This is a genomic window from Fibrobacter sp. UWR3 (assembly GCF_900143055.1).
Lineage (GTDB): Bacteria > Fibrobacterota > Fibrobacteria > Fibrobacterales > Fibrobacteraceae > Fibrobacter.
Window position 1 is genome coordinate 90427 of sequence record NZ_FRCW01000004.1, and the last position, 23731, is coordinate 114157.

A 23731-nucleotide genomic window follows, 5' to 3' on the forward strand; every position below is an offset into this window, starting at 1 on the left:
TTAGGAGTCTGCGCCCTGTTCTTTGGAGCCTTGTTCTGCGGCGCTATCGGCGTCAACGACTTCGGCATCGGCGATGTCCTTGCCGTCCTGGTCGGCGAGCGCCTTGAAATAGGCGATGGCGGTCTTGCCGACTTCCTTCGTGTCTAAGTACGCGTACGCACCGTTCCCGATGGCGCCTATCGCGGGGATTGCCCGCAGGAGCGACTTGCTTACGAACTTGGAAGAAATCTTGATGCCGATTTTTTCGACAATCTTCTTGAGGGCGGTGGTGGAAAGCTTCTGTACCACGATGCGGCTCCCGGTACGGACAGCGACATCGCGCAGGAGCTGTGCCGCACTGTGTCGGAACAGGCACCAGACCATCGCCTCTCGGGTCAGGAGGGCAATTTTCCCGTAGCTTGCGGCGATATCTGCAACGAGCTGCGCCTGTATGCGCCAGATGGCGGCAATGTCGGGAATGGCTGTGAGGATGCCCGTGAAGCCTGCCGGGATAGAGAGCGTCGCGCTGACGGTCGCCGCCTTGAACGCCGCCTGCTGGGTGAGCATGTTCGCGCGGTTCTCGGGGTCGATTGCCGAAACGTGCAGGGAGTCCGGAATGTTTGTAATCAGGTCAAAAATGATATTGATGGCCTTTTCCTTCAGTTTATCCATGGTCTCGTTCTTGCTTTCGGACATACGGTACTCCTGTTTCTTGGAATTTTAACAAATCTTTTGGATTATGGCAAAAAATGCCGCATAAAATGCGGCAAAGAACAGTTCGTAAAGGCGAAAACGCACTCTAGAACAGTATTTTCGCGAACCTGCCGGTGATGCCTGCAAGTTTTTCGCCGCTGTAGTCGGCGATGGGGAAGCGGAGCACCTTGTTGCCCAGGGCGTACTTGATCATCTCGTTTATCCAGGCGCGTTCGCAGGTGATTTTCTCGAACACGAGCTCGGTGCCCTTTTCGCCCTCGTCAAATCCGTAGTAGCCTCTGAACAACGTTGTCTGCGATTCTCCGCGGAGGGTAATCCTTACTGTAGCGATACGCGATTCTGCGTCGATGGAGACTTCGTCGACTTCACCGAAACGCTGGACCGTCTCGTTCTTGCGGATGAACGATTCAACGGCCCTGTCGCGTATGTTACTGAGGATGGACATGTTTATGACTGGTTGTTGGTCATTGGTCAATGGTCATTTTTTTTTGAAAGGCGGCAACGCCGCGATTATTCAACTAATGACTAACTGCTAACAACTAATGACCGGAATGTATTACCTGGGCAAGGTAAGAATCTCGATGCCTTCTTTTGTTCTGACGATGGTATGTTCCCACTGGGCGCTGAGGCTGCCGTCGCGGGTGACTGCCGTCCAGCCATCCTTGAGGGTCTTGGTGCCCGGACGGCCCACGTTGATCATGGGTTCCACCGTGAACACGTTGCCCACCTCGATGTAGGGCGTGCGCTCGGAATTGCGGAAATGGAGAACGGTCGGTTCCTCGTGGAAACCGCGCCCGATACCGTGCCCGCAGTAGTCTTCCACCACGCTGAAGTCGTGCTCGTCGGCGATGTCCTGGATGGCGCAACCGATGTCGGAGAATCGCGCACCCGGTTCGCCTGCCGCGCGGATGCCTTCTTCCATGCAGAACTTTGCCGTATCGACGAGTTCCTGCGCGAGGCTAGAAACCTTGCCGACGCAGAACATGGCGGATGTATCGCCGTGGTAGCCCGAAAGGATGGTCGTGATGTCAATGTTCACGATGTCGCCGTCCTTGAGGATGGTCTGCGCGTTCGGGATGCCGTGGCAAACGACCTCGTTGATGCTGATGCAGGCGTAGCGCGGGTAGCCGTGGTAGCCCATGCAGGCCGAAATACCCTTGTGTTGGCGGGTGTAGTCGCCGATGAACTCGTCGATTTCGAGTGTCGAAACGCCCGGCTTGCACATTTCGCCCGCGCGGATAAGCGTTTCGGCGGCAAGTGCGCCGGCATCGCGGATGAGTTCGATTTCCTTTGCGGATTTAACCTTGATTTTTGCCATTTTATGCCTTCTTCCATGCAAATCGGTCGACGAGGTATGCGAGCAGCATCTGGTCTTCCACGGGGCCGTTCGCGAGTTCCTTCACGAGCGGGAGCATGCGGCTGATGCGTTCGGTAGCCTTCTGGCCTCCGAAGTGGTTCTTTTCCTGTTCGAGACTCACGCGGGTGCGGTCGCTCACCTTCTTCGCGATTTCCTCGTTCGTGAGCGGTTCCATCTTGATGAAGTTGATGCCGAAGTCCGCCGCGGTCTGCTTGATTTCGATTTCTTCGACCGGAGTGATGAGCGAAATGCAGAGCCCGCTACGGCCGGCACGGGCGGTGCGCCCGCTGCGGTGCACGTACACCTCGTGGTCGGCCGGGTGGTCGTACACAATCACGTGGGTCACGTGGTCCACATCGATACCGCGGGCGGCAACGTCGGTGCAGATGAGAATGCGGAGCTTCTTGTCGCGGAAGGCGTTCAGCGTCTTTTCGCGCATGGCCTGCGCCACGTCGCCACTGAGGGCGCCCACCTTGAATCCGTAGCCCGAAAGCACCTGTTCCAGGTAGCTCACGTCGCTCTTCTTGTTGCAGAAAATCATGCAACTGTCGGGGTTGTAGTATTCCAGCACCTTGATGGTCATGGAATCCTTGTCCATCACGTCGCAGGGGTACCAGCGGTGCTCCAGGTTGTTCGCAATCACCTTGTCGTAGCTGAGCGAAAGGAATTCGGCGCTCGGGCGCTGGAACTCGCGGGCGAGGCTCTTCACCGTCTGCGGGATGGTGGCACTGAACATGGTGCAAGAAATCATCTTGGGCAGGTACTTGCGGATTTTCTGCATGTCGGGGTAGAAACCCATCGAGAGCATTTCGTCGGCTTCGTCGAGCACGAGGTCGCGGATGTCGAGGAAGTCGACGTTCCCGCGCTGCACGTGGTCCATGAGGCGGCCCGGGGTGGCGACGATGATATGCACACCGTTCTTGAGGGCCCTGAGCTGCGGTTCGTAACTCACGCCGCCGAAGATGGCGACCGAGCGGATACCCGTACCCTTCGCGAGTTTCTCGATTTCGTCCTGCACCTGGATGCAGAGCTCGCGCGTCGGCACGAGAATCAGGGCCTGCGGGAATATGTGGTCACGAACGATGACCTGCAAAAGCGGGAGCACGTAGGCGCCTGTTTTGCCCGAGCCCGTCTTGGACTGCACCAGCATATCGCGGGCGGCGAGCATGTAGGGGATTGTCTTTCTCTGGACCGGCATGAGCTGCGTCCAGCCGTGTTCCGCGAGAACCTTCTTCTGTTCTTCGGGGAGCATGTCAAATGTGTAGTCGGGGAGCTTGTGTTCCGGTTCGATGATATTGACCGGGGTAAGGAACGGATTGACTTCTTCTTTCTTTTCTTCTGCTATAATATCGCTCATAGTGGGCACAAATTTAGTAAATGGCGAGCGCCGCGATAAAACAATTTATTGTTTTATCATGGCCGAGCCTAGCTAAATGCACTCCAAAGGAGTGCAAATTTAGCAATTTTTTACCGCATACGCTAAGGCGTGTGCGCGAGGCGAACTATGTTCGCCGAAGTTTGTGTCGCTATAAGCTCCAGTGGTACTCTAGCCCGAGGCTTATGAACCAATCTATGGTAGAGCCGCCGATAACTGTGGGGGCTGCGGCCGCATCGGGGGTCGGGTCTACGTACATGTCGCGTCCGCGGCTTGCTATACCCGTGCGGATACCTACGCCATAGTGGCCAAAGAATACGAATTGTGCTCCGCCACCGATAAGCCCGCCCTTGTAGGCCTCTTCAAACTTGATGCGGACATTGTATGCCTTCGAGGGCTTGTCGACATCATCCTTGAGGGCGATGTCTTCCACAAAGAAACTGTATTGGAACCCGAGGAAGGCGAACAGGTCGATGTCGAGCCATTTCTTGATGTTGTAGGACCTCGCGAACATCGCATTGAGCCCGATTTCGTGCTGGTAGAAATCCCAGTGGTCGAGTTCCTCGTAGACGGTGTCGCGGCTATCGGTCTTGACGCTGTGCTTTGCGAAGCGGTAGATGAGTTCAAGCCCGATGAACCCGTACCAGATGCCACCCACGTATGCCGAAAGCAGCGGGTCATCATCTTCGATAAAGTTCCAGAGGCTTACCGAGTCCTTGGTAATGCGGTAGTTGCGCACCCGGCTCTTGGTGTGGCTTTCGGTCCAGTCGTCGGGAGTGAGCGGGATGTGTGCCTGCGAGTAGCCAATGGAAATGCCCGCCCATGCGCGGAAATTGGGGACTTCCTTGTACAGGTCGTCGGGCTCCTCGAGCATCTTCTGGCGTTCTTCCTTCGATAGCCTGCGTTTTGTCTTGCCGCCAAAGAAGGTGGATGCAATCTCGTCGCCGAGCGCAATCTTGTCGTTCGTTTTGTTGACGCTCCCTGCAACCTTCGGGTTTGTCGAGGTCTCGTCAAAAATTGCAACGCTAATCGTGTTCCCGTTGTCGGCAAGGTACAGCACGATGTTGTCTTCGATGGATTGCACTTTTGCCATGAGGGCGGGGTGCCGGATATGCAGGTATTCCTCGTTCAGCTTGGGGTCGATATTCTTCTTGAGCCAGACCGCATAGTGCATGGCGATGGAATCGCGTTCCCATTCACCGAACAGGCGGCACTTGGGTTCCCCGATGCTCGGGTTGTTGCGCTTGAGCGAAAGGCAGAGTTCTTTCGGGTCAACGGGGCTCTCGCTTTCCGGAGTCCATATCAGGATGTCGGGATTCTGCCACAGGGTCGGGCGCTTGTTGAAATAGATGTTGCCCGCAAAGCTCGTGGCTGCAATCGCGAAAATGCACGCTATGACGAGAGAGAATTTCTTCATTTCTGGACTCCCTCATACAAATTAATGCGAATTTTCTTTGCGGCTTCGGCAGCCGCTGCGCGCAGGTCTTCCATCGTGAGTTTTACGATGGGGCGCTGGATTTCGTCCACGGCGCTGAACAGCGGGCGCTGATTCTCGTTATCCCAGAGCGTGTACGAAAGTATGACGCTCAGGTTCTTCGACGTCTTCTTCTCGGCGCTTTCCTGCCGGATGAGGTCGTAGTCGTAGAAGACTTCGCGGTTGATGTCGGTCCCGATGATGAATTCGTGTACAATCAGGATGTACGGCGGAATGTTGCCCTGCGCATCCTTGACGCTCACGCCCTGTTCCGGAAAATGCCCCTTGATGAATATCTTGTCGTCGAGTTTCTGGCTTTCTTCGGGGAACTTCAAGACGGCTGTGTCGGGAATCTCCTGGAGTGCGGGGTAGGCGCGTTTCATCTCGTCGAGGAAAGCCTGCCTGGAGAACGACGTCAACTGCACCTGCGCGCTTTCGGGAGCGACTTCCAGTTTTTTCGCAAACCACTTCGAACGCGTGAGGATAAACGCGCTGCTCGTTCCGGTAATGGAAAGCGTGCTGTACGGCACCTGCCGGTAGAGCGGGTGGGCCTTGCTCCAATGGTAAGATGGCCCGCACCCGGTAAGGATGCAGGCTACCATACAAACTAAAGCAATACCCCTAAACAACTCTCACCTATTGCCTGTGGGGCTACTTCGCGCCCCATTTTTCGCGGTAGGCGTGCACGCGTTCGAGAATGCCCTCGGGTGCGTTAATCGCCTTGCGGTTCTCTTCTTTTTCGAGGAATGCGATGATGTCGTTTATGCCGATGATGGAGTGTGCCTCGATGCCGTATTCGTCTTGCACGGTCTGGAGTGCGGACTTGCCGTTCTCGAGTTTTTCCTTGCGGTCGACAGAAATGAGGAGGCCGATGACGTTCGCGTTTTCAATCTGGGAAAGCGCCTGCATCGTCTCGTTCACGCTGGTGCCCGCGGTAATCACGTCCTCGATAATCACGACGTTCGTCTTTTCGGCGTACTTGTAGCCGACGAGCGAACCGCCTTCACCGTGGTCCTTGACTTCCTTGCGGTTGTAGGTGAACGTGAGATTCTGGCCATACACGTCACTGAGCTTCATGGCGGTGGCGGCACAGAGCGGGATGCCCTTGTAGGCCGGGCCGTAGAGGTTCTGGGCCTTGCCGTTGAAGTGGAGCATGTAGGTGCTCGCGTAGTATTCGGCGAGTTTTGAGAGTGTGGCCCCAGTGCGGAACTCTCCGGTATTGATGAAATACGGGGTCTCGCGACCGCTCTTGGTCACGAAGTTGCCGAACTTGAGGGCGCCGGCTTCAACGAGAAAATGTACGAATTGATCTTTAATGTTCATGAAACTAATTCCTAATTCCGAATTCCTAATTCCGAATTCCGAATTCTCAATTCTCAATTACCCCGCTGCCCCGGTCAGGAGCGCGAAGATGCTGGAGAACACGTTCAGGTTTTCGGTCAGGACTTCAATTGCGATAAGGGCGGCGAGAACCACCACGCAGAGTCCGATGTAGAAATAGAACGACTTCTTGAAACCCTTGATCTTGAGCTTGAAGATGAGCCAGATGACAAAGCTCAGGATGGCGCTGAAAATCCATGCGGCTGCGCCGTTCAGAGAAACGAGCCTGCTCACGCCGAAGGTGAGGGCGATGCCCGGCATAAAGAAGAAGCAGATGCACAGCACGCAGAGCAGCGCGAAGCCAACGTAGTGGGCAAAGCCGCGTTCACGCTGCACGATAACCTGGGTCTGGGTGACGGAGGGGGCTTCGGTGCCTGTCGAATCGGCCGGAGCTGCGGCTTCTTCGACAGGTGCGGCCTGTTCAACCGGAGCGGATTCCTGGACGGGAACGCTTTCGGCGGCTGCGTTTTCAACGTTTTCGTTATTGAGTTCTTCGGACATGGTTGTCTCCTAGGTTTAAAACTTAAAGAATGAACGTGCGGCCGGCATACACGAATACGCGGTGCTCGAGCCAGAGCTTGAGGGCTGCAGAAAGCGTGCGTTTTTCAATATCCTTGCCGAGTTCCACCAGTTCATCGATGCTGGCCGTTTCGGGCACGCGCTGGATATCCTGGCAAATGATGGGGCCCTGGTCCAGGTCTTCGGTCGCGAAGTGGGCCGTTGCACCGATAATCTTCACGCCCTTGTGCCATGCCTGGTGGTAGGGCTTTGCTCCCTTGAATGCGGGTAGGAACCCGTGGTGGATATTGATGATGCGGTACTTGAATTCCTCGGTGAAGGCTTCGCTCAGAATCTGCATGTAGCGGGCGAGCACGACCGTGTCGGTCTTGGTTTCTGCGATGATTTCGCGGAAGCGGTTCTCGGGAATGCTCTTGTCCGGGTTGCTCGGCACGTAGTAGAACGGCACGCCGAACGTGCCCCCGACGGGGCCGAGGTCGGGGTGGTTACCGACGATGCAACTGAATTCGCAGGGGAGGTCGCCGTCGCGGTGCTTTAAAAGCAGGTCGTACAGGCAGTGGTCCGTCTTGGACACGAAAATGGCCACGCGCTCCGTCTTGGAGGTGTCGAAGAGTTTCCAGTTGAGTTCCAGGCGCGGGGCGAGCGTTTCCAGGTGCTTGTACACTTCCTGGATGTCCGCGGAATCCATGTCGAATACGGCGCGCAGGAAAAACGTCTCGATATCTTTTGCGGTATGTTGCTGGAGGTCGATAATGTTTGCACCCGCCTTCGCGAGGACTTGCGTGGTGCCGGCGATAAGCCCCTTTTGGTCGGGGCAGTGAATTTGCAGTATATAACGGGTTGTAGCCATGCCTAAAATGTAGATAATTGTGCCTGAATCGCCTGTGCATTTGTCTAAAAAATGCTAACATTGTTTGCAATATCAACCATTTAAAAGCAGGCAGAGAATGTTCTGTTCCAAAACAAAGTTTTTTGTATGTTTCGCCGTCCTTGCAGGAATAGCGTTTGCGGCTCCTCCCAAGACATGGGATGCAATCTACAAGGCGGAAGGCGAGGGTGACTACACCGCGGTAAAGATTGTGGGCAATATCCGCATGGGCAAGTACACCAACTACAAGGAAATTCAGCCCGTGTCGTTCAAGGTCGAAGACGGCATGTTCTCGTTCTCGGCTTCGGGCAACATGGTGGTGCCCGCAAACAAGATTGAGAAGGAAAACTTCTACCAGCAGTGCGACAAGTCGAAGGAAGCCTGGGTCTCTTACTTCAACAAGCCGATGACATTCGGCAAGGAAGAACAGATTGTGCATATCGCGGGCGTTGACCTTGCCTGCGGTGACGATGCATATGCACTGAGCGACTTACGTATAAAGTTCACGAACCCGAAGGCTCAGGAATACTGGGCCGCGAACATGGAAAAGTACGAGAAGTACAAGCGCGAACAGGTGGCGGAACTCCGCCGTGCCGAACAGCAGCACCACGCCGATATCCGCAGCATGTCGGGCTCGTTTACCGACCCGCGCGACGGCCAGACCTACCGCACCATCAAGGTGGAAGGCCGTGAATGGTTCGCGCAGAACGTGAACTACGAAGTGCCGGGCCATTCCTGGTGCTACGAGGACAAGGAAAACTACTGCACCCGCAGCGGAAAGCTTTACGACCTGGAAGGCGCCCGCAAGGCATGCCCCGAAGGCTGGCACCTGCCGCGAGACCGCGAATGGATGGATATGCTCGTTGGGCTTACCAAGTGCTACGAGGGCGTGGACAAGTGCGGAAAGTTTGCGGAAAAAATGAAGGCGACTACCGGCTGGCACGGTGGTGGCGGTACGGATGAATACGGTTTCTCCGTATATTCTTCGGGTTACCGCAAGGTGATTGGCAAGTCTATCGTGCGCTATGAAGAGATGGGCGAGTATGCCGGTTTCTGGAGCGCGCAGAACGGCCGCAACGAAACAATCTGGCTCTGGTCCATGGGCCGCATGAGCGACCAGATGGTGCGCCAGCTCGTGCCGAACAATTCAAAGAACAACGCCTACTCCGTCCGCTGCATCAACGGAAATTGACACTTTAGTGTCATCCTGAGCGAAGCGCAAGCGGAGTCGATATACGAAACTAGGAAACTTGTTTCCTTAGTTGAGTTAGGTTCGAAGGAGCAGGATCTAAAAAAGAGAGCCTAAAAAGGCTCTCTTCTTGTATGTATCAAAATGCGTCGCGCCGTAGGGCGGGGCGTATATTACATCTGGCGGATCGGGAAGAGTCCGAGCAGGTCGAGTACGTTCTCGAGCACAATCTGCGTGGCCTGAACCAGGAACAAACGGGACTTTTCTTCGGCACTCCCGAGCACGCGGTCTTCGTGGATGAACTTGTGCGCGGCTTCTGCGATTTCCAAGGCGTACTGAGCGAGAACGCTCGGTTCGTCACCGGCGACTGCATCAAGAATCTTCTTGCCCTTCTTCGACAGAATATTGATGAGGCTGTAGGCCGCATCGTCACTGAGTTCGGCGAAGTTCACATCCTTGATTGCGGCGGCAAGGTCCGCGCGTTCAATGCCGGCCTTGCGCATAATGCTGCAGAGGCGTACGTGGGCATTCTGCACATACGGACCCGTATCGCCTTCGAAGCTCATCACGGCATCCCAGTCAAAGCGCACATCCTTCAAGCGGCTGTTCTTGAGGTCGTTGAAGGTGAGGGCGCTTATGCCGATTTGGCGCGCGATGAGTTCCTTGTTTTCGAGGTTCGGATTCTTCTCGTCGATGAATTCAAGAATCTTCTTCTGGGCGGCTTCAATCACATCGCGCAACAGGCTTGCGGTACCCGTGCGGGTCTTGCCCTTTTCCCACTTGCCGTCCACCAGCTGCAGAATCACGCCGAACGGAATGTGGTACATGTCCTTGTACCATTCACGGCCCATCTTCTTCAGCACATGGAATACCTGCTTGAAGTGGAGCGCCTGTCCGAGGTCCACCACGTAAAGGCACTTGTCGAAGTTGTATTCCTTCTTGCGGTAACAAGCGGCGGCAAGGTCGCGGGTCGCGTACAGCGTAGAACCGTCGCTCTTGCGAATCAGGCAGGGGTTCAGGTCGAATTCGTCCAGCATCACCACGTCCAAATCCTGGCTCTTCACCATCAGGTTCTTTTCGCGGAGTTCGTCGAGAATGGCCGGAATCTTGTCTTCGAAGAAGGATTCGCCGGTGTAGTGGTCAAAGCTCACGCCCATCATGTCGTAGATGCGCATGAGTTCCTTGAGCGTTGCGGCGCGGAAGGCGGTCCAGAGCTTGCGGTAGAATTCGTCGCCCTGTTCCAGCTTGGTAAATGCGGCACGCGCTTCGTCTTCGAGGCCCGGCTCTTCCTTGCTGGCCTTGGAGAAGGCTGCATAAAGGACGTTCAGTTCCTTCACGGTAAGGCTATCGAGCGTGGCGTCATCCGTCGGGCGGTTTTCACGCAGGTACATTACGATGAGCTTGCCGAAAGCGGTACCCCAGTCGCCGAGATGGTTGATGCGTTCCACCTTGTAGCCTGCTGCCTTGTAGATGCGGGAAAGCGAGTTCCCGATCATCGTGGAGCGCAGGTGGTGGAAGGCGAGTTCCTTGCCGATGTTCGGGGAACTGAAGTCGATGCACACGACCTTCCCGTTCGGGGCGGCGTGCCCGTATTCCAAGCCCTTCGCGGCAATTTCTTCGAGAGTCGACTTCGCGAGGAATCCGCGGTCGATGAAGAAGTTCAGGTAGCCGTTCACGGCTTCCACCTTCGAAAGGCCTGCGGGGAGTTTCACCTGTGCGGCCAAATCTTCCGCAATCATTTTCGGGGCCTTGCGCATCACCTTCGCGAGCGAGAAACACGGAATGGTAAAGTTGCCGTGGCTGGTGTCAGGCGGCACGGAGATAAGCTTGAGTGCGGCTTCCTTCTCGAAGGAACCGGTGGCGGCGAGCGCCTCTGCGATTTCTTGCTCAAACGAGTTCATCTTCACTGCTCTTCTTCTTAGTGGTCTTCTTCACAAAGTCGTTTTCGTCGAGGGTTTCAATCTTGCCGTCGGCGTACAGGCGGTCAAGCGAAATCTCGCTCCTCTTTTCTTCTTCGAACAGGTGGACCATCAGGTCGAGGCCCGCGTCGAACACTGCCCAGCGCACGCCTTCCTTGTATTCCACGCCTACAGACGGGAGCTTGTTCGCCTTGAATTCCTTGCGCAGTTCGTTCAGAATCGCCTGCATCTGGGCTTCGCTCTCGCAGGTCGCCACAAGGAAGTAGTCGGTCACGTCCTTGACTCCGCGGAGGTCCATCAGTTGCACGTTCTGGGCGCGAAGTTCAAACAAAATGCTTGCGCCGACTTGTACGGACTGGGGAAGTTCTTGCTTCTTAGTTGTCATCTGTTTCTTCCTGTTCAGGTTTTATTATTTGTTCAAAATCCTTGCCGATGTAAACGGCCACGTCGACTACCGCCCTCTTGCTCACGACGGTAAGCACGTTCTTTGTCTTGAGGGTCTGTGCCAGCGCCTGTGCGCCTTCCCATTCTGGGTTGCGGAGCACGATGATGGTCTCGTCGTTATTCTGCAGGCGGTCGTTGCCGAAACTTACCACGTCGAAGCCGTTCTCGCGCAAGAAGGTGCGCATCTTTACGGCGGCACCCGGTATCCCGCAACTGTTCAGGACTTCGACATCGCCCTTGTAGGTGCGTTTTTCCTTCACGACGACCTTCTTTTCTTCGCAGCCCGAAAGCAGCAAAACGCTTATTGCCAGCGCGGCAAAAACGAGCGGGCGCAGTCCCTTTCTAAAGATGTCGTGACGTGGTAAATGCACGCGTCAAAGATAGAAATTTTCAATAGGGCGAACCTTCTACCTGCAATAATAACCCGTTCTCCACGGGCATCCGTAGTAGTAACGGAGCGGGCCGTACGCCTTCCGGGCGTCGTTCTCGTTCACGAGCATCAGCTGGATGTAGGAATTCTCCGTGGGCTTGTATTCCAGCGCTATTGCGGGGAGCACGAATTCCACCTTGCCCTGGCGCACGTCTTCTTTTGCGATGGGCGCTCCGGAACTGAAATTCGCGTACAGTGGCATCCATAACCCGAGATCGGCATACAGGTGAAGGTCGGGTGTGAATTCGTAGGCGAGGTGGGCGAGGTAGCTCTGCTGGGCAAAACTGCCGAATGGCCCGCTGGTAAAGCTTGCAGAATAGGTGAACCCTACGCTCAGGGCCTGGTCTATCGAGGATTTGCGCAGCAGGCGTTCTCGCGGGAAGTACGAGCGGTTCCAGGGAATGCCGTCGTCGGGAATCAGGTAAACGGTGTCGATAATCGAATCGCCGGCGGTGCCTGCTAATTTCGCAGTAGTGTCGCGCTCGGCTACGGCGGAATCAGCCTTTGCAGGAGTCTCTGCAAAAGATAAAACTGCTAGTGCAAATATGAGTGCGAATATCAACCGCATACAATGAATATAGCATTTAGGACGGTCACTAGTCATTGGTCAATGGTCGTTAGAAAAGGCTTTTTGAAATAAAACAATCGGGTGGCGAAGCCACGATTATAAAACTAATGACTAAAAACTAATGACTAGACGATTTCGTTCTTGACGTTCACGTGGATAACAGTGGGCTTCCACGTCTTGGCTTCGTCTTCGCTCATGGTCGCGTAGGCAACGATAATCACGAGGTCGCCGGGCTGCACGAGGCGAGCTGCGGCACCGTTCAGGCAGATGACGCCCGAGCCCGCGGGGCCTTCGATAACGTATGTGTCGAGGCGGTTCCCGTTGTTCACGTCGAGCACGCCCACCTTCTCGAAGGGGAGGATGTGCGCGGCATCCATCAGGTCGCGGGCGATAGTGATGGAACCCTCGTAATTGAGGTTCGCATCGGTAACCGTGGCTCTGTGAATCTTGCTTTTGAGTAATTCCAGCTGCATGGTGCGCTTAGAACTTGACCTGGAATGCTCCGAGCACGCCCTTTTCGGGGGTCGGGATGATTCCGAAACTGAAGCGGTTTGCGTCGGGGTTGCTATCCCACTGCGTGCCGAAGAATGCGTCGGCGAACGACCAGATGTGCGCTGCTGCGACACCGAGGAGGCCGTACCACCAGGCGGAGCTGCCATCAACAAAGAGATAGGCGGTAACACCGACACTCGTTACCCACAGGGCGTCCATCCAGATAGCCTTCGTGGCCTGGCTGGATTTCCACTGGTAGTAGCTGGGGAGGAGCAGAGATACGTATGCAAGGCTCTGGTTGCCAGAACGGTGGCGGTAGGAACGGTCGATATCGGCATCTTCCATGCCTTGAGAGCGCTGGGAGAGCCAGTCTTCTTCACTTACGCCGAGCTTGTTCCAGGGCTTCTGGAGGTATTCGGATATGCGGACGCCGAGTTCAACGAGACGGGTAAGCTTGTCGCGGGTGATGCCCTCTTCCTTGGCCTGCTGGAATTCCCATTGGGTCAGTCCGAGGTCTTCGTAACGGAAACCTTCCCACTGGTCACCGGAGGCCTTGGCCTCGCCAGCGGGTTCGTCGCTTGCAGATTCATCGTCCCCGTATGAGTAGGACTGCTCGGTAGAATCGTCATTTGACGGTTCATCGTCGAACTGTGCGAAAGCCATCGCACCGACAAAGAACACTGCTAGAACAATCTTGCTCCAAATAGACATGTTTTACCTACTTCTATCCGTAATGCCGGGGGAGGGAATCGAACCCTCACACTCTCGCGAGTACCGGATTTTGAGTCCGGCGCGTCTACCAATTTCACCACCCCGGCTTAGGGGTAACACAAATATAGCACAGTTTTTGCCTTTTTTGTAGGGAAAAAGGCGATATTTGCTCAAAATAAGCGAATTTTCAGGCGAAAACGTGCCGATGCGCTGCATTATTTTTTCAAAATGGGCCTGAATTCAACATTGAGCGGCGTGAGTTTGCTCGCTCCGAAGTCAACGGCCTTTTCCTTGGTCTCGAACTTGCCGGTCTGCACCAGGTAGAGCGTCTTGGTTTCGCCTACGCGTTCTTCGATGGTTCCTTTGATGCCCTGTTTTTTGAGGTTGTTGACCAGGAGCTCCGCGTTGCTCTTCACGCCGAACGCACCGAGTTGCAGGATCCAGTATTCTTTTTCCGGGGCGGGTGCGGGAACGGGCTTTTCAGGTTGGACCGCCGGTGCCGGTGTTGCCTTTGCGGCAGTGTCGGCGGGGGCAGTTTTCGCGGGTTCTGCCGCGGGTGCCGTGGTTGCGTCGTTGGCCGGTTGTGCTGCTGCCTTTGGTTCAGTTGCGGGTTGCTCGGTTACAGACTGAACTGCGGCAGGTTGTTCGGTTGCTGAGCCGGTCGAAGGGGTCGGATCCGGCGTGGGTGTCGAAGCATCCACGCCGGGCTCGCTCAGGCGCTTGCAGGTTTCGTCGAGGGTCGGGTTCTTGACCTTCGACTGCACTACGGCACAAACCTTCTGCAGAACTATGGCCTGGTGCGGTTGCGAAGTCTCGATGGCGTGGATCAGGGCCTCGGCGGCCTTCTCGTTACGGCCCATGTACAGCTGGAACTGCGCCTTCGTCATCATGAGGTCGGCGTATACGGCCTTTTGCGGGTTCGTCTTCTTGATGAGGCTGTCGAGCCTCTTGCCCGCAGTGCTGAATTCCTTTGCGGCGCCAATCTGCGAGAGCGCGAGAACGTTCCACAGGTAGCATTCCGTGCGCACGGAGTCGGGCTCGTTCGGGCATGCCTGCTCAAAGAGGCGAGCGGCATCTTTCCACTTGCCGGCCACGTACGCCTTCTGCGCATCGGCGATTGTAACGGTCGCCTGCGAATCTGCGGGGGCATTTGCTGCGGGTTGCGCAAGTGAACTTGTACTGCAAATCAAGAACAAAATAGCGGCAATTCCGCGAACATTCCAAAACTTCATCTTCATTACCTCACACCACAATTATCCATCATCAATTATCAATTACCAATTTCCCTCTAATCGTCCATCCGCGAATGTCGTCCAGCTTCACCTTCACGTAGTCGCCCGGCTTCACGATGCGGCCTTCTTCGGGCTTGAAAACGACCTTCTTGAAGTTGTCGGTACGGCCGCGCAGTTCCGTCTCGTCGCGCACGGAGTTCTTTTCTACCAGCAGTTCCTCGGTGCGGCCGAGCATCATCTGGTTACGCTTGAGCGTGATGGCGTTCTGCAGTTCTACCAGGCGCATGTGGCGCTCGTTCTTTTCGGCCTCGGTGAGCGTCTCCGCTTCCTTGTACGATTCCGTTCCCTTGCGCGGGCTGTAGATGAACATGAAGGCAGAGTCGAACTGGCACGTTTCAAAAGCCTTGAGCGTCTGTTCGAAATCTTCTTCCGTTTCGCCCACGAATCCGCAGATTACGTCCGTCGAAATCCCGTAGAACGGGTCCTTGCTTCGCAGCTGTTCAATAATCGAGAGGTACTGCTCCATGTTGTGCTGGCGGCGCATCTTCTTGAGCATCGCGTCGGAGCCGCTTTGGATAGGAATGTGTGCATAGTGGCAGACCTTCGGGTTGTTCAGCAGCACGTCGATGAGTTCGTTCGTGTAGTGCCTCGGGTGCGGGCTCGTAAAGCGGATGCGGCGGATGCCCCCGATTTCAGAAACCTTCGTGAGCAGGTCGGCAAAATTGCCGCCTTCCGTCTTGTAGGCGTTCACCGTCTGGCCAAGGAGCGTCACCTCGGTAATGCCCTTGTCGGCCGCCTTGCGCACTTCGGCGAGCACGTCTTCCATTTCGCGGTACTTTTCCGGCCCGCGAAGATACGGCACAATACAGTAACTGCAACGCTTGTTGCAACCGCGCTGGATGGCGACGAACGTGCTGAAGTCGTTCTGGAGCTTCGCATATTCGCCCAGGTAGTTCTCGCTCAGGTCCTCGTCGATGAACATCTTGTGGTGCGTCAGGTGCAACGGGCTTTTGGCATCGCCTAGCAGCAGTTCCGGAATTTTCTTGTACTGGTCTGGGCCCACGATGTAGCTCACGTTAGGCAGGCGCTTCAAAAGTTCCGGCCCGCGATTCTTCGCCATGCAACCGCAAACGACCACCTTCACGTCGGGATTCTTTTTGCGCAAGTACTTGAGCTTGCTGATGTTGACGATGGCGGTTTCCTCGGCCTTCTCGCGTACGCTGCAGGTGTTCACGATGATAAAGTCGGCATCTTCCTGGTTGCTCGTCTCGACGCAACCGCACATGTCGAGCTCCTGGGCAATCATCGCCGAGTCGTACTCGTTCATCTGGCAGCCGTATGTGGCCAAGTGGTATTTTTTCATGCGGGTAAATTTAGCAATTTTAGACTTCTAGCCCTGCCTGCACCATGTATTTTTGCGCGAATGCGTTTGCCTCGTCGTCCTTCTGCTGGTTCTTGTTGCCGTAATAGACGTTCTTGATGAAGATGTCCTTCTTGCCGTGGAGCACGATGTGGCCGAGCTCGTGGAAGAACGTGAACCAGAACGCGTTGCGGTCCTTGAAACGGTCGTGAAGCTGGATGACGGGGATGTCCTTGTACCAGCGGGCCATACCGTGAATCGGCGCCGACTTGAAGTTCTGCGCGTAGAGCACCTTGATACCGAGTTTTGCACCCAGTTCCTGCAACTTGTGCATGCCGTCGTCAATGAAATCTTCGCCCACCTTCGGCTTGGGCAGGGCCTTCTTGCGGCGTAAATCTTCCCATGCGGCAACATCGTTTTTGGCCAGTTCCACGAATTGCGGCATCGCCTTCTTGATGGCGGAACGCACCTTCTTGTCGTTCTGCTTTTCCATCTTGATTTCGTCGGCGAGGATTTCGCCGCGGCGCATCCACACGGAGGCCGCGTACGGGTCTTCGGTTTCGGCCAGCGAGATGCGGAAGGCCACCTTCAGGCGGTTCTTGTAGTAGTAATTTTCCCACGCCTTTGGGCTAGCCACCCCGAAGAACTTGAGGATGGGCGACACACCGTCTTCTTTGTTGTTGAAGTCCTTGATCCATGTGCGCGGATTGAGTTCACCGATAGGAAAGAACTTGCGCCAAACAACACTTTTCTTGAGGGATTTCTTGATTTTTTCTCGCCAGAGATCCCGTTCGTACTGCTTTTGTGCTTCTAGCCAAAAATACTGCGGAATTCCTGTCCCAAATTCAAGGCTGTAGGCCATTTCTACCGTCACCCTGCACTTGGCTTTGAGCAATTCGTTTACCGTCTTGGGGGTGTAGCCGATTCGGGCGGCGAAATCGTTAACATCCACATTCATTTCTTGAAGTTTTTCTTCAAGAATTTCTCCAGGGGAAGTTGCTCCCCACAAAATGAGTTCTTTTTCTTCTGCCATGTTATTCCTCTCTATTTATGATAATCTACAATTTCTACGACTTCGGCCTCGGTAACTTCAGCCCAAATAACAGCCTTGTTCGGTTCTGCGCCACAAATAATCAATCGGTATGGCTGATCAAGGTCGCATGCCCATTGTCCTTTTCGGTTGCCTACGAGCTCATGAAAATGACCCGGAACCGAAGGTAAAACAGCAAAATTTTTAGCTAAGTGCAGGGTGTTGATTCGATTCCTGTAGCATACGGCCCGTTTTTTGCCCATTCGCCGTATTGCATAAGCCTCATCCATTGCGCAAAGTTCCAAATCCTTATCTCTAAACTCAACTTTCAAGAAACCTCCGCCGTTAATCAAAAGCCCTGTTTTCTAATATAATAAAAACTTTTAAGAAACGCAAGGGGTGTCTTATTTTTACAAAAATAGGGTCGATTTTATTGATAACTAAAGGGGGAGGCGTCCCCCTGGTTCGCACTTCGTTGCTCTCCACCCCCTCGCCTAGGTGGCCCGCCCCCTAACACCCCCAAAGGCGAATGCCGTGACAATCGTGCTTGCGCGAATTGTCATGGCTGAGCCGCAGGGGTTTCTGCAACACCCCTGATGCTCACGAAAATTTTTTTGTTATACTTAAAATATGACGGAACCCTTTAGCAAATTTCTTGGGAAGTTTGTTCTGATGATTGCAGCGGCGCTTGTAGGCTTGCTTGTTGCGTGTTCATCTTCGGAAAAGGCTTCGAAAAACCGTAATGCGGTGTCTGAAGAAGAACGCAAGGCGGAGTGCCTGGCTTGGCTGAATTCTCTAACGCCTGAGAATTTGATTACGTGTCATTTGGATAAACTGGGACTTGACGAAAGGTTGGATTCTTTGCTGTTTTGTGCTTTTGGACAATCGCTTAAAATGAGCGGAGGAAAAGTTTTTTGTGCTGAAGAAGGAAATGAATTTTCATTTTCGTTGGCAGATGAAAAATGCGAGTCAGGTGAATTGGTGTGTGTGCAAACAACTCGTGAAAAACCGAATGAAAATTGTAAGCTGGGTAAACTTCCTGTTTTTATTAACGGGATTAGTATTACTCTAAAAGATGAGGGCTATTTGATTTCTTCTATTTGTGGCGATTTTGGATGTGATGATTATATGCTTATGAAAATTGATGATTGTGGGAAAAAATGGCTGAATATTAAAAAGGATTAATATGATTGTCAAAAAGCTTTTACCTGTTGTTCTTGTATTCATTCTTGCTCTGTTCTATACCGCTTGCGATAATTGTGCAGGTGGGTTTGAGGAACGTATAGAAATAAAATCAGTTGCAGAGATTGATACGATTCTTTCTAATAGGCATTCTTACAGCAATTGTAGTTCGGACAAATGTACTTCTTATGAAATTCCGTTTCAACATGGATATAAAGACACCATATCTTTGAGCGTGGTTGTCTTAGGCGATACTTTGGATTATGTTGTAAGTGGGAAGGATTTGAACAATACATATATTGTTATTGATACTGTGAAAACGCCATGTGATTCTTCTTATAGCATTATTTCAGAAAGGGGCTCAGGTCATTATAGGGTGGATTCGAAAAGACTCTATTCATGCGTGTTTTATTTTGAACCTAGTTGTCCGTGATTTGATAAGGGCAAAGAAAGAAACTTGATATGAATCGCCAAAAGTTTTTGCTCGCATTTTTTGCGTCCTTATTTGCCCTCCTTGTCGCCTGTGGCGATGATTCGAGCGGCTCCGGACCCGAGAATGCAGAAAGCAGCGCGATTGAAGAATCGAGTTCTTCGGATGCCGTGCCGTCCTCGTCTGTAACGCAGTCGAGTTCGTCTATAGAAGTCTCATCAAGCAGTGGAAACGGTGATTCCGGCACTGAGGCCGGAATGACATCATCAAGTAACGCCAACTCTTCCGTCGCAATCAAAGCAGACACCACAAAAATCACCTACGCGCTCAAGCGTTTCGATGGGCCGCTTTCTAACCCGCACAAGGGCTTCACGGTGCCGACCGGTGGCGCGTGGACTTTTGTCCCGGAATTCGAATACGGCCCCTACGGTTCCCTGAACAACAGGGCGTGGGACCTGGTATCTTACGGTTCCGGTTACCAGCAGTGGAACAAGCTGAACCCCGCAAAGGGCGTTTACGACTGGACGGAACTGGAAAAACTGCTGAATGCACTTGCCGAGCACAACATGACTTACGCCCTGCGCGTGCTGCCGTACACCCCTTCGTTTATCAAGAGCGATTTTCCGCCCCAAGAGGAATACGATTGGACTCCGCCCTTTGTCTATGAGATGGGCGCGAAGAAAATCCAGATTGACTTGCGCGGGACGGAATACCATGCGTATGCTCCCGTCTGGGATGACCCGATTTATTTGCAAGCGGCGAAGGATTTCGCGAAGGCCCTGGCCGAAAAATACGATGGAGACCCGCGTATCGAATACATTGATGTCCGCACTTTTGGCGAATGGGGCGAATGGCACGCCTCCCACATGTTGGGGAGCGTGATGCCCGCCGACTCGGTGCTGAAGGACATGCTGGACTATTATGCGTCCGTGTTCAAGAAAACCCAGCTGGTGCTGCCTTCCAACGGTTTTGGCGATGTCTATACGCATGCGCTGGACCTCGGCATTACCAAGCGCGACGACGGGTTCATCGGCATTCCCGGCAGGCCCGATACCTTGCTGCGGGCGTACAATGCGAACCTCCCGACCATCGCCGAAAACATCGCCGGTTACAGGACGATGCTGACCTACGACGACCTGATTCCCGGAGGTAGCCAGAAGTGGACTGCGGAACGCTGGGTGGATGCGATTACCACGGCGCACCTGACTTACTACGTTCTGGATCAGGACAACGACTGCGGTTACTATTTCTACAAGGACAACAAGGCGCTGGCGGATTCCATGAGCAAGGTCATCGGGTACAATTTTACCGTGACGCAGGCGGAACTTTTGACCGTCGCGACGCCCGCCACGGAAAACTCCGCCGGCTCTACTGCAGGCAAGGCTGCGACGAACACGCTGAGCATTACCGTCAAGAACACCGGCGTGGCGCCCTGCTTCTTCGATGTCTACATGGTCGCGGAATTCGTGGATAGTACGGGAGTGTCTCTTGCGCAGTTGGGCAAAACCGTCCGCATTCCCAAGGGAACGTTCAAGGATGGCGCTTCGCGGCAGTTCTCATTCAGTGGCACACTTCCGGCAGGCGAGGCGAATCTCGCAACCCAGCCCGGTGTTTCTGTAGCCCTATCCCTCTACGAGAGCGAAGAAGCCTACAAGAGCGACAAGAATCCCACCGTCCGCTTTGACAACGACGGCCTTCAAGGGAATAACAAGCTACTACTGCATAAATAATTTTTTATGGAGGGGTGTTCGGATTTGAGAAACCTGGGTGAAAAAATTTATATTTCTCGTTGTAGGAGAATTTCATGATTTGTCCGAAATGCGGTGAAGAATACGAAGATGACATGCAGTGTTGCTTGTGGTGCGATGCGCCGAATCCGAATTATGGTCGCGTCGAGGAAGCCGAATGTAAAGTAGGTTCTGTCCAGAAACGGAATCAGGGTGAAATAAACGGCTTTGATTATCTTGAGCATTCCGATGAGGTGAAATTTGCGCAAAGAACCTCTGGTTATGTTGTGTTTAAAATTGCCAAGTTTGAATTTGTTAAAACTGTTGTGGGAATGCTCTTCTGTCTTGGTCCATTTTTGTTTTTTGCGGCGATGTTCTTTGTCGAAGAGCAGAAGTCTTTGTGGCCGTTATTGCTTGTGAGTGGGTGTTTTGCCTTTTATATTTTCGTTTTGTCAAGAACGGTTCTTGCCGTAAAATGGTATAAGGATAAATTCGTTTTAAAGACACTCTATGGAGAAACGGAACTCTCGTTTGATAAATCGGTGTTTGCGGAGTTTGGATACGAAGACGACAAAGGGTTTTGCGTTTGCCTGAAAAAGGGAAAATGGATTTTTGTACTTCGTGAAAAGGCGTTTCCTGAAGTTACAAAGATGTTGTGCAGAATTTACGACGAGTTAAATCCGAAAGACCTTGTGCTGGGCGAAAACGGTTCGGTTTATGCGGAATTCAAGCCGCTGAAGCGCCCCGCCGCCATGGGCTGGTATGTCGTAGCCTTTCTTTTCAATATATTTTTAGGTCTTGGTAATATTTTGGCTTCGGACTCGGGCTATGCTGCGTTCGCTTTTTTATTTGCCGCCATAGTCCTTATCTGTGCATTTTATCATTTGAGTGATGTTTTCGAAATCCGGTGGTACAAGGACAAGTTTGTGCTTTGCACCCGTTTCGGAGAAAAGACGTTCTCGTTCGACAAGTCGGAACTGCAAAAGACCAAGCGCGATGAAAAGGGCGCTTTGAAGTTCTTTTTCAAGAAAGGCCGAATGTCTTTTGTTGTGGATGAACGCGTCTTTCCCGAAGTAGCGGCAATGATGAAAACGCATTACGGCGTGGAGTGATTCTGCGATGTCCCTGTTGCTTGCCCTTTTGTTCCTAGCCCTATTCGTGAGTGCCGTTGTGCGCGGGCAGTTCTCTTACGGCAAGGCGGATTACAGTTTCCGGGAGCATCCGGTGCAGTTCGTAATCGTGCTTGTGTTCATCTTGGGCGTGTCGGCGCTTTGCTTTTACCGTTTTCTTGTGGAAATGGAATTCTTGCGGTAAATTTCTACATTTGGGCGCGCTATGCTCCAAAAGAAATCCCTCATCGTTTTTGACCTGGACGGCACGCTGTTCAATACCCTCGGCGACCTTGCCGTGGCGGTGAACTATGCGCTGCGCTATTTTGGCCTGCCGGAACATGACGAGCAGCGGGTGCGGACCTTTATCGGGAACGGCTCCATGAAGCTGATCGAGCGGAGTATGGGGGAGGCTGCCCTCCCGGAAAACATTTCCCGCACGGGCGTTACGGTTGAGATGGTCCACAAGGTCTATTCGGATTTTTACTGGGAACACTGCACCGAACGCACGCTCCCGAATCCGGGCGTTGTCGAATTCCTGCGCAATACGACTGCCCGCGTGGCCATGCTTACCAACAAGCCGGAGCGCCCGACATTCAAGCTGCTGGAACATTTTGGGCTCCGCGACCGTTTTGAATTCGTGCTCTGCGGCGACACCACGCCCGAACGCAAACCCAGCCCCGCGGGCTTGTTGAAAATCATGGAATCCGCGGGTGTCGCTCCCGCCGAAACCGTGATGGTGGGTGATGACCAGCCCGACATTCTGGCCGCCCGCAACGCCGGAGTCGACTGCATTACGCTGTTCTGCGGGTTCGGAAAGCCGGTGAACTTGCTCCCGCTTGCCCCGGAGAATGTGGTCGAAAGCTACGCCGAAATGTGCGAATTACTTTGTTCTTTAACGCGTTGATGCTCTTGTTTTGGGGCGCACCTTCGCACAGCCTTGTAAAAAATTGTATAGTTGTGCTTGGTATGCTCTATAAGTTTTTACGCCTCGTGACATTCGTATTGGTGATGGCTCTCGGCCTTGTCGCTTGCAGTAATTCCTATAGTTCCCTTGCCGATGTTTCGGAAGAAAATTCTTCGTCAGAAACCTTTTCGAGTTCATCGTTTGTAGTTTCGTCAAGTTCCGTCTCTTCCAGTTCTACAGTAAGTTCGTCAAGTTTTTCTGATTCCTCGGGTGTGATTTCAGTTACGGCGCTTGTGACGGATACCTTCGAGGTTTTTGCCTTTGGGTCGTTGAATATCGATATTGCCGCGGATTCGTTCTTGACCAAGTTCGATTACGGGGACGTTGTTTCGGTGATGGTGCCAGGGTACGATACGCTGGACGTTCCCGTGGTTGCGAGCTATGGCGATGTGTTTCCGGGCGAATTCTTTTTGTATGTTTCCTCGGGACTGAATTATCTCAAGCTTGAAGCCCGTTATGGACAGATGGCGGAGGTCATTGGTCTCGGGCGTGGTGCAGAATTCCCGATAGAAGTTGCCATCCGGATGAAGGAGAAGGGCGGATATGCGGAACATCTGGGAAACCTGAATTCACTTGCAATTTCCTATTCCATTGAGGCGTATCCGGAGCTTTCCGTCGCGGACTTTGCGAATTTCAGGATGGTGCGTACGACGGGAATGGGCGAGGGGCGGCTTTACCGCTCGTCGAGCCCGGTGGACCCCTCGATTGGGCGCAACAAGTATGCGGATTCACTTGCGGCGGTCGCGGGAGTCAAGACCTTTGTGAATCTTGCTAATAGCGAGGAATATGCGGAATCGTACAACGGCTTTGCGCAGTCCTATTATGCGACGCGGAACGTTGTTTACCTTGATGTGCTGCCGGGCTTTGCGAACACGCCGTTCAAGGAGGGCTTCGTGAAGGGGCTCCGCTACATGGTAGAACATGATGGCCCGTACCTATGGCACTGCACGTACGGCATGGACCGCACCGGGTACACGATTGCCGTGCTAGAGGCACTGATGGGAGCGACCGCCGAAGAAATCAAGGCGGATTATGTTGCGACACACAAGAATTTCTTCAGCGTGACCGGCGGCGTGCAGGTCGCTTTGACGCCAAAGCAGGCGGAACTCATTCAGGCGATAATTGTGAGGCTCATGCGGAATGCGTATAAGGTGGAGGGAGTCGACATCTCGGATTTCGAGAATGCTGATTTGGCGGCCGCCACCGAGAAGTACCTGCTCTCGCTTGGCTTGGAACAGTATGAAATTGATTCGCTCAGGGCGCGAATGAAGTGAA

General features: G+C 53.6%; 27 protein-coding genes and 1 tRNA gene. 8 read left to right on the forward strand and 20 right to left on the reverse strand.

Going from position 1 to position 23731, the window contains the following annotated elements:
* The 9 genes from BUA44_RS06165 to purU all read right to left on the reverse strand — a co-directional run bounded on the left by BUA44_RS06165 (position 1) and on the right by purU (position 7648).
* Positions 1-675 carry an EcsC family protein gene (locus BUA44_RS06165; RefSeq protein ID WP_072809816.1) on the reverse strand — a complete coding sequence of 225 codons (675 nt, stop codon included), beginning with the start codon at positions 673-675 and terminating at the stop codon, positions 1-3.
* Positions 676-778: 103 nt separating this feature from the next.
* Entirely contained in the window at positions 779-1138 is a 360-nt protein-coding gene (locus tag BUA44_RS06170; RefSeq protein WP_072809819.1) for a hypothetical protein, read from the reverse strand.
* A 111-nt stretch (positions 1139-1249) separates the two neighbouring features.
* On the reverse strand, positions 1250-2011 hold the full coding sequence (gene map / locus BUA44_RS06175) for a type I methionyl aminopeptidase (protein ID WP_072809822.1): 762 nt from the start codon (positions 2009-2011) through the stop codon (positions 1250-1252).
* Position 2012: 1 nt separating this feature from the next.
* Positions 2013-3407 (reverse strand): DEAD/DEAH box helicase, encoded by a 1395-nt coding sequence (locus BUA44_RS06180; RefSeq protein WP_072809825.1) that lies wholly within the window; start codon positions 3405-3407, stop codon positions 2013-2015.
* 169 nt (positions 3408-3576) lie between these two features.
* On the reverse strand, positions 3577-4842 hold the full coding sequence (locus BUA44_RS06185) for a hypothetical protein (protein WP_072809827.1): 1266 nt from the start codon (positions 4840-4842) through the stop codon (positions 3577-3579).
* The gene (locus tag BUA44_RS06190; protein ID WP_072809830.1) at positions 4839-5501 is read right to left on the reverse strand and encodes a hypothetical protein; all 663 of its coding nucleotides are present in this window, start codon (positions 5499-5501) and stop codon (positions 4839-4841) included. The genes BUA44_RS06185 and BUA44_RS06190 overlap by 4 nt, the downstream gene beginning before the upstream one ends.
* A gap of 49 nt (positions 5502-5550) precedes the next feature.
* The gene (gene pyrE, locus BUA44_RS06195; protein ID WP_072809833.1) at positions 5551-6222 is read right to left on the reverse strand and encodes an orotate phosphoribosyltransferase; all 672 of its coding nucleotides are present in this window, start codon (positions 6220-6222) and stop codon (positions 5551-5553) included.
* Positions 6223-6279: 57 nt separating this feature from the next.
* On the reverse strand, positions 6280-6780 hold the full coding sequence (locus BUA44_RS06200; RefSeq protein WP_072809835.1) for a hypothetical protein: 501 nt from the start codon (positions 6778-6780) through the stop codon (positions 6280-6282).
* A 22-nt stretch (positions 6781-6802) separates the two neighbouring features.
* Positions 6803-7648, reverse strand: coding sequence for a formyltetrahydrofolate deformylase (purU, locus tag BUA44_RS06205; RefSeq protein WP_072809838.1), 846 nt, complete (start codon positions 7646-7648; stop codon positions 6803-6805).
* Between the two features lie 97 nt (positions 7649-7745).
* Between purU and BUA44_RS06210 the strand changes: the two genes are divergently transcribed.
* Positions 7746-8858 (forward strand): fibrobacter succinogenes major paralogous domain-containing protein, encoded by a 1113-nt coding sequence (locus BUA44_RS06210; protein ID WP_072809840.1) that lies wholly within the window; start codon positions 7746-7748, stop codon positions 8856-8858.
* A 170-nt stretch (positions 8859-9028) separates the two neighbouring features.
* Here the strand turns inward: BUA44_RS06210 and argS are convergent, their stop codons facing one another.
* The 11 genes from argS to BUA44_RS06265 all read right to left on the reverse strand — a co-directional run bounded on the left by argS (position 9029) and on the right by BUA44_RS06265 (position 17373).
* Positions 9029-10756, reverse strand: a complete 1728-nt coding sequence (gene argS / locus BUA44_RS06215) for an arginine--tRNA ligase (protein ID WP_072809843.1) — start codon at positions 10754-10756, stop codon at positions 9029-9031.
* Positions 10743-11159 carry a ribosome silencing factor gene (rsfS, locus tag BUA44_RS06220; protein WP_072809845.1) on the reverse strand — a complete coding sequence of 139 codons (417 nt, stop codon included), beginning with the start codon at positions 11157-11159 and terminating at the stop codon, positions 10743-10745. The genes argS and rsfS overlap by 14 nt, the downstream gene beginning before the upstream one ends.
* Positions 11149-11589, reverse strand: a complete 441-nt coding sequence (locus BUA44_RS06225; RefSeq protein ID WP_254794593.1) for a LytR C-terminal domain-containing protein — start codon at positions 11587-11589, stop codon at positions 11149-11151. Before BUA44_RS06225 ends, rsfS begins: the two co-directional genes overlap by 11 nt.
* A gap of 36 nt (positions 11590-11625) precedes the next feature.
* Entirely contained in the window at positions 11626-12216 is a 591-nt protein-coding gene (locus BUA44_RS06230; RefSeq protein ID WP_072809851.1) for a hypothetical protein, read from the reverse strand.
* Positions 12217-12341: 125 nt separating this feature from the next.
* On the reverse strand, positions 12342-12689 hold the full coding sequence (gene panD / locus BUA44_RS06235) for an aspartate 1-decarboxylase (RefSeq protein ID WP_072809853.1): 348 nt from the start codon (positions 12687-12689) through the stop codon (positions 12342-12344).
* Between the two features lie 7 nt (positions 12690-12696).
* Positions 12697-13419 carry a hypothetical protein gene (locus tag BUA44_RS06240; protein WP_072809855.1) on the reverse strand — a complete coding sequence of 241 codons (723 nt, stop codon included), beginning with the start codon at positions 13417-13419 and terminating at the stop codon, positions 12697-12699.
* 23 nt (positions 13420-13442) lie between these two features.
* A tRNA-Leu gene (locus tag BUA44_RS06245) sits at positions 13443-13526 on the reverse strand.
* 108 nt (positions 13527-13634) lie between these two features.
* A complete protein-coding gene (locus BUA44_RS06250; protein ID WP_072809857.1) occupies positions 13635-14657 on the reverse strand; it encodes an SPOR domain-containing protein in 1023 nt (340 codons plus the stop codon).
* 25 nt (positions 14658-14682) lie between these two features.
* Positions 14683-16014: a tRNA (N6-isopentenyl adenosine(37)-C2)-methylthiotransferase MiaB gene (gene miaB, locus BUA44_RS06255; RefSeq protein ID WP_072809859.1), complete on the reverse strand. Its 1332-nt coding sequence runs from the start codon at positions 16012-16014 to the stop codon at positions 14683-14685.
* Positions 16015-16033: 19 nt separating this feature from the next.
* Entirely contained in the window at positions 16034-17044 is a 1011-nt protein-coding gene (locus BUA44_RS06260) for an ImmA/IrrE family metallo-endopeptidase (protein WP_072809861.1), read from the reverse strand.
* A gap of 11 nt (positions 17045-17055) precedes the next feature.
* Positions 17056-17373: a type II toxin-antitoxin system RelE/ParE family toxin gene (locus BUA44_RS06265; RefSeq protein ID WP_072810421.1), complete on the reverse strand. Its 318-nt coding sequence runs from the start codon at positions 17371-17373 to the stop codon at positions 17056-17058.
* Positions 17374-17671: 298 nt separating this feature from the next.
* Between BUA44_RS06265 and BUA44_RS06270 the strand changes: the two genes are divergently transcribed.
* From BUA44_RS06270 to BUA44_RS06295, 7 genes are all read left to right on the forward strand, one after another.
* Entirely contained in the window at positions 17672-18226 is a 555-nt protein-coding gene (locus BUA44_RS06270; RefSeq protein WP_072809863.1) for a hypothetical protein, read from the forward strand.
* 1 nt (position 18227) lies between these two features.
* A complete protein-coding gene (locus BUA44_RS15275) occupies positions 18228-18656 on the forward strand; it encodes a hypothetical protein (protein WP_143151886.1) in 429 nt (142 codons plus the stop codon).
* Between the two features lie 29 nt (positions 18657-18685).
* Positions 18686-20383, forward strand: a complete 1698-nt coding sequence (locus BUA44_RS06275; protein ID WP_072809865.1) for a beta-galactosidase — start codon at positions 18686-18688, stop codon at positions 20381-20383.
* Between the two features lie 74 nt (positions 20384-20457).
* Positions 20458-21492, forward strand: coding sequence for a hypothetical protein (locus BUA44_RS06280; protein WP_072809868.1), 1035 nt, complete (start codon positions 20458-20460; stop codon positions 21490-21492).
* 7 nt (positions 21493-21499) lie between these two features.
* Positions 21500-21694 carry a hypothetical protein gene (locus tag BUA44_RS06285; protein ID WP_072809870.1) on the forward strand — a complete coding sequence of 65 codons (195 nt, stop codon included), beginning with the start codon at positions 21500-21502 and terminating at the stop codon, positions 21692-21694.
* A gap of 21 nt (positions 21695-21715) precedes the next feature.
* Entirely contained in the window at positions 21716-22396 is a 681-nt protein-coding gene (locus tag BUA44_RS06290; protein WP_143151887.1) for an HAD family hydrolase, read from the forward strand.
* A 62-nt stretch (positions 22397-22458) separates the two neighbouring features.
* On the forward strand, positions 22459-23730 hold the full coding sequence (locus BUA44_RS06295) for a tyrosine-protein phosphatase (RefSeq protein ID WP_072809874.1): 1272 nt from the start codon (positions 22459-22461) through the stop codon (positions 23728-23730).
* The last annotated feature ends 1 nt before the right edge of the window (position 23731 follow it).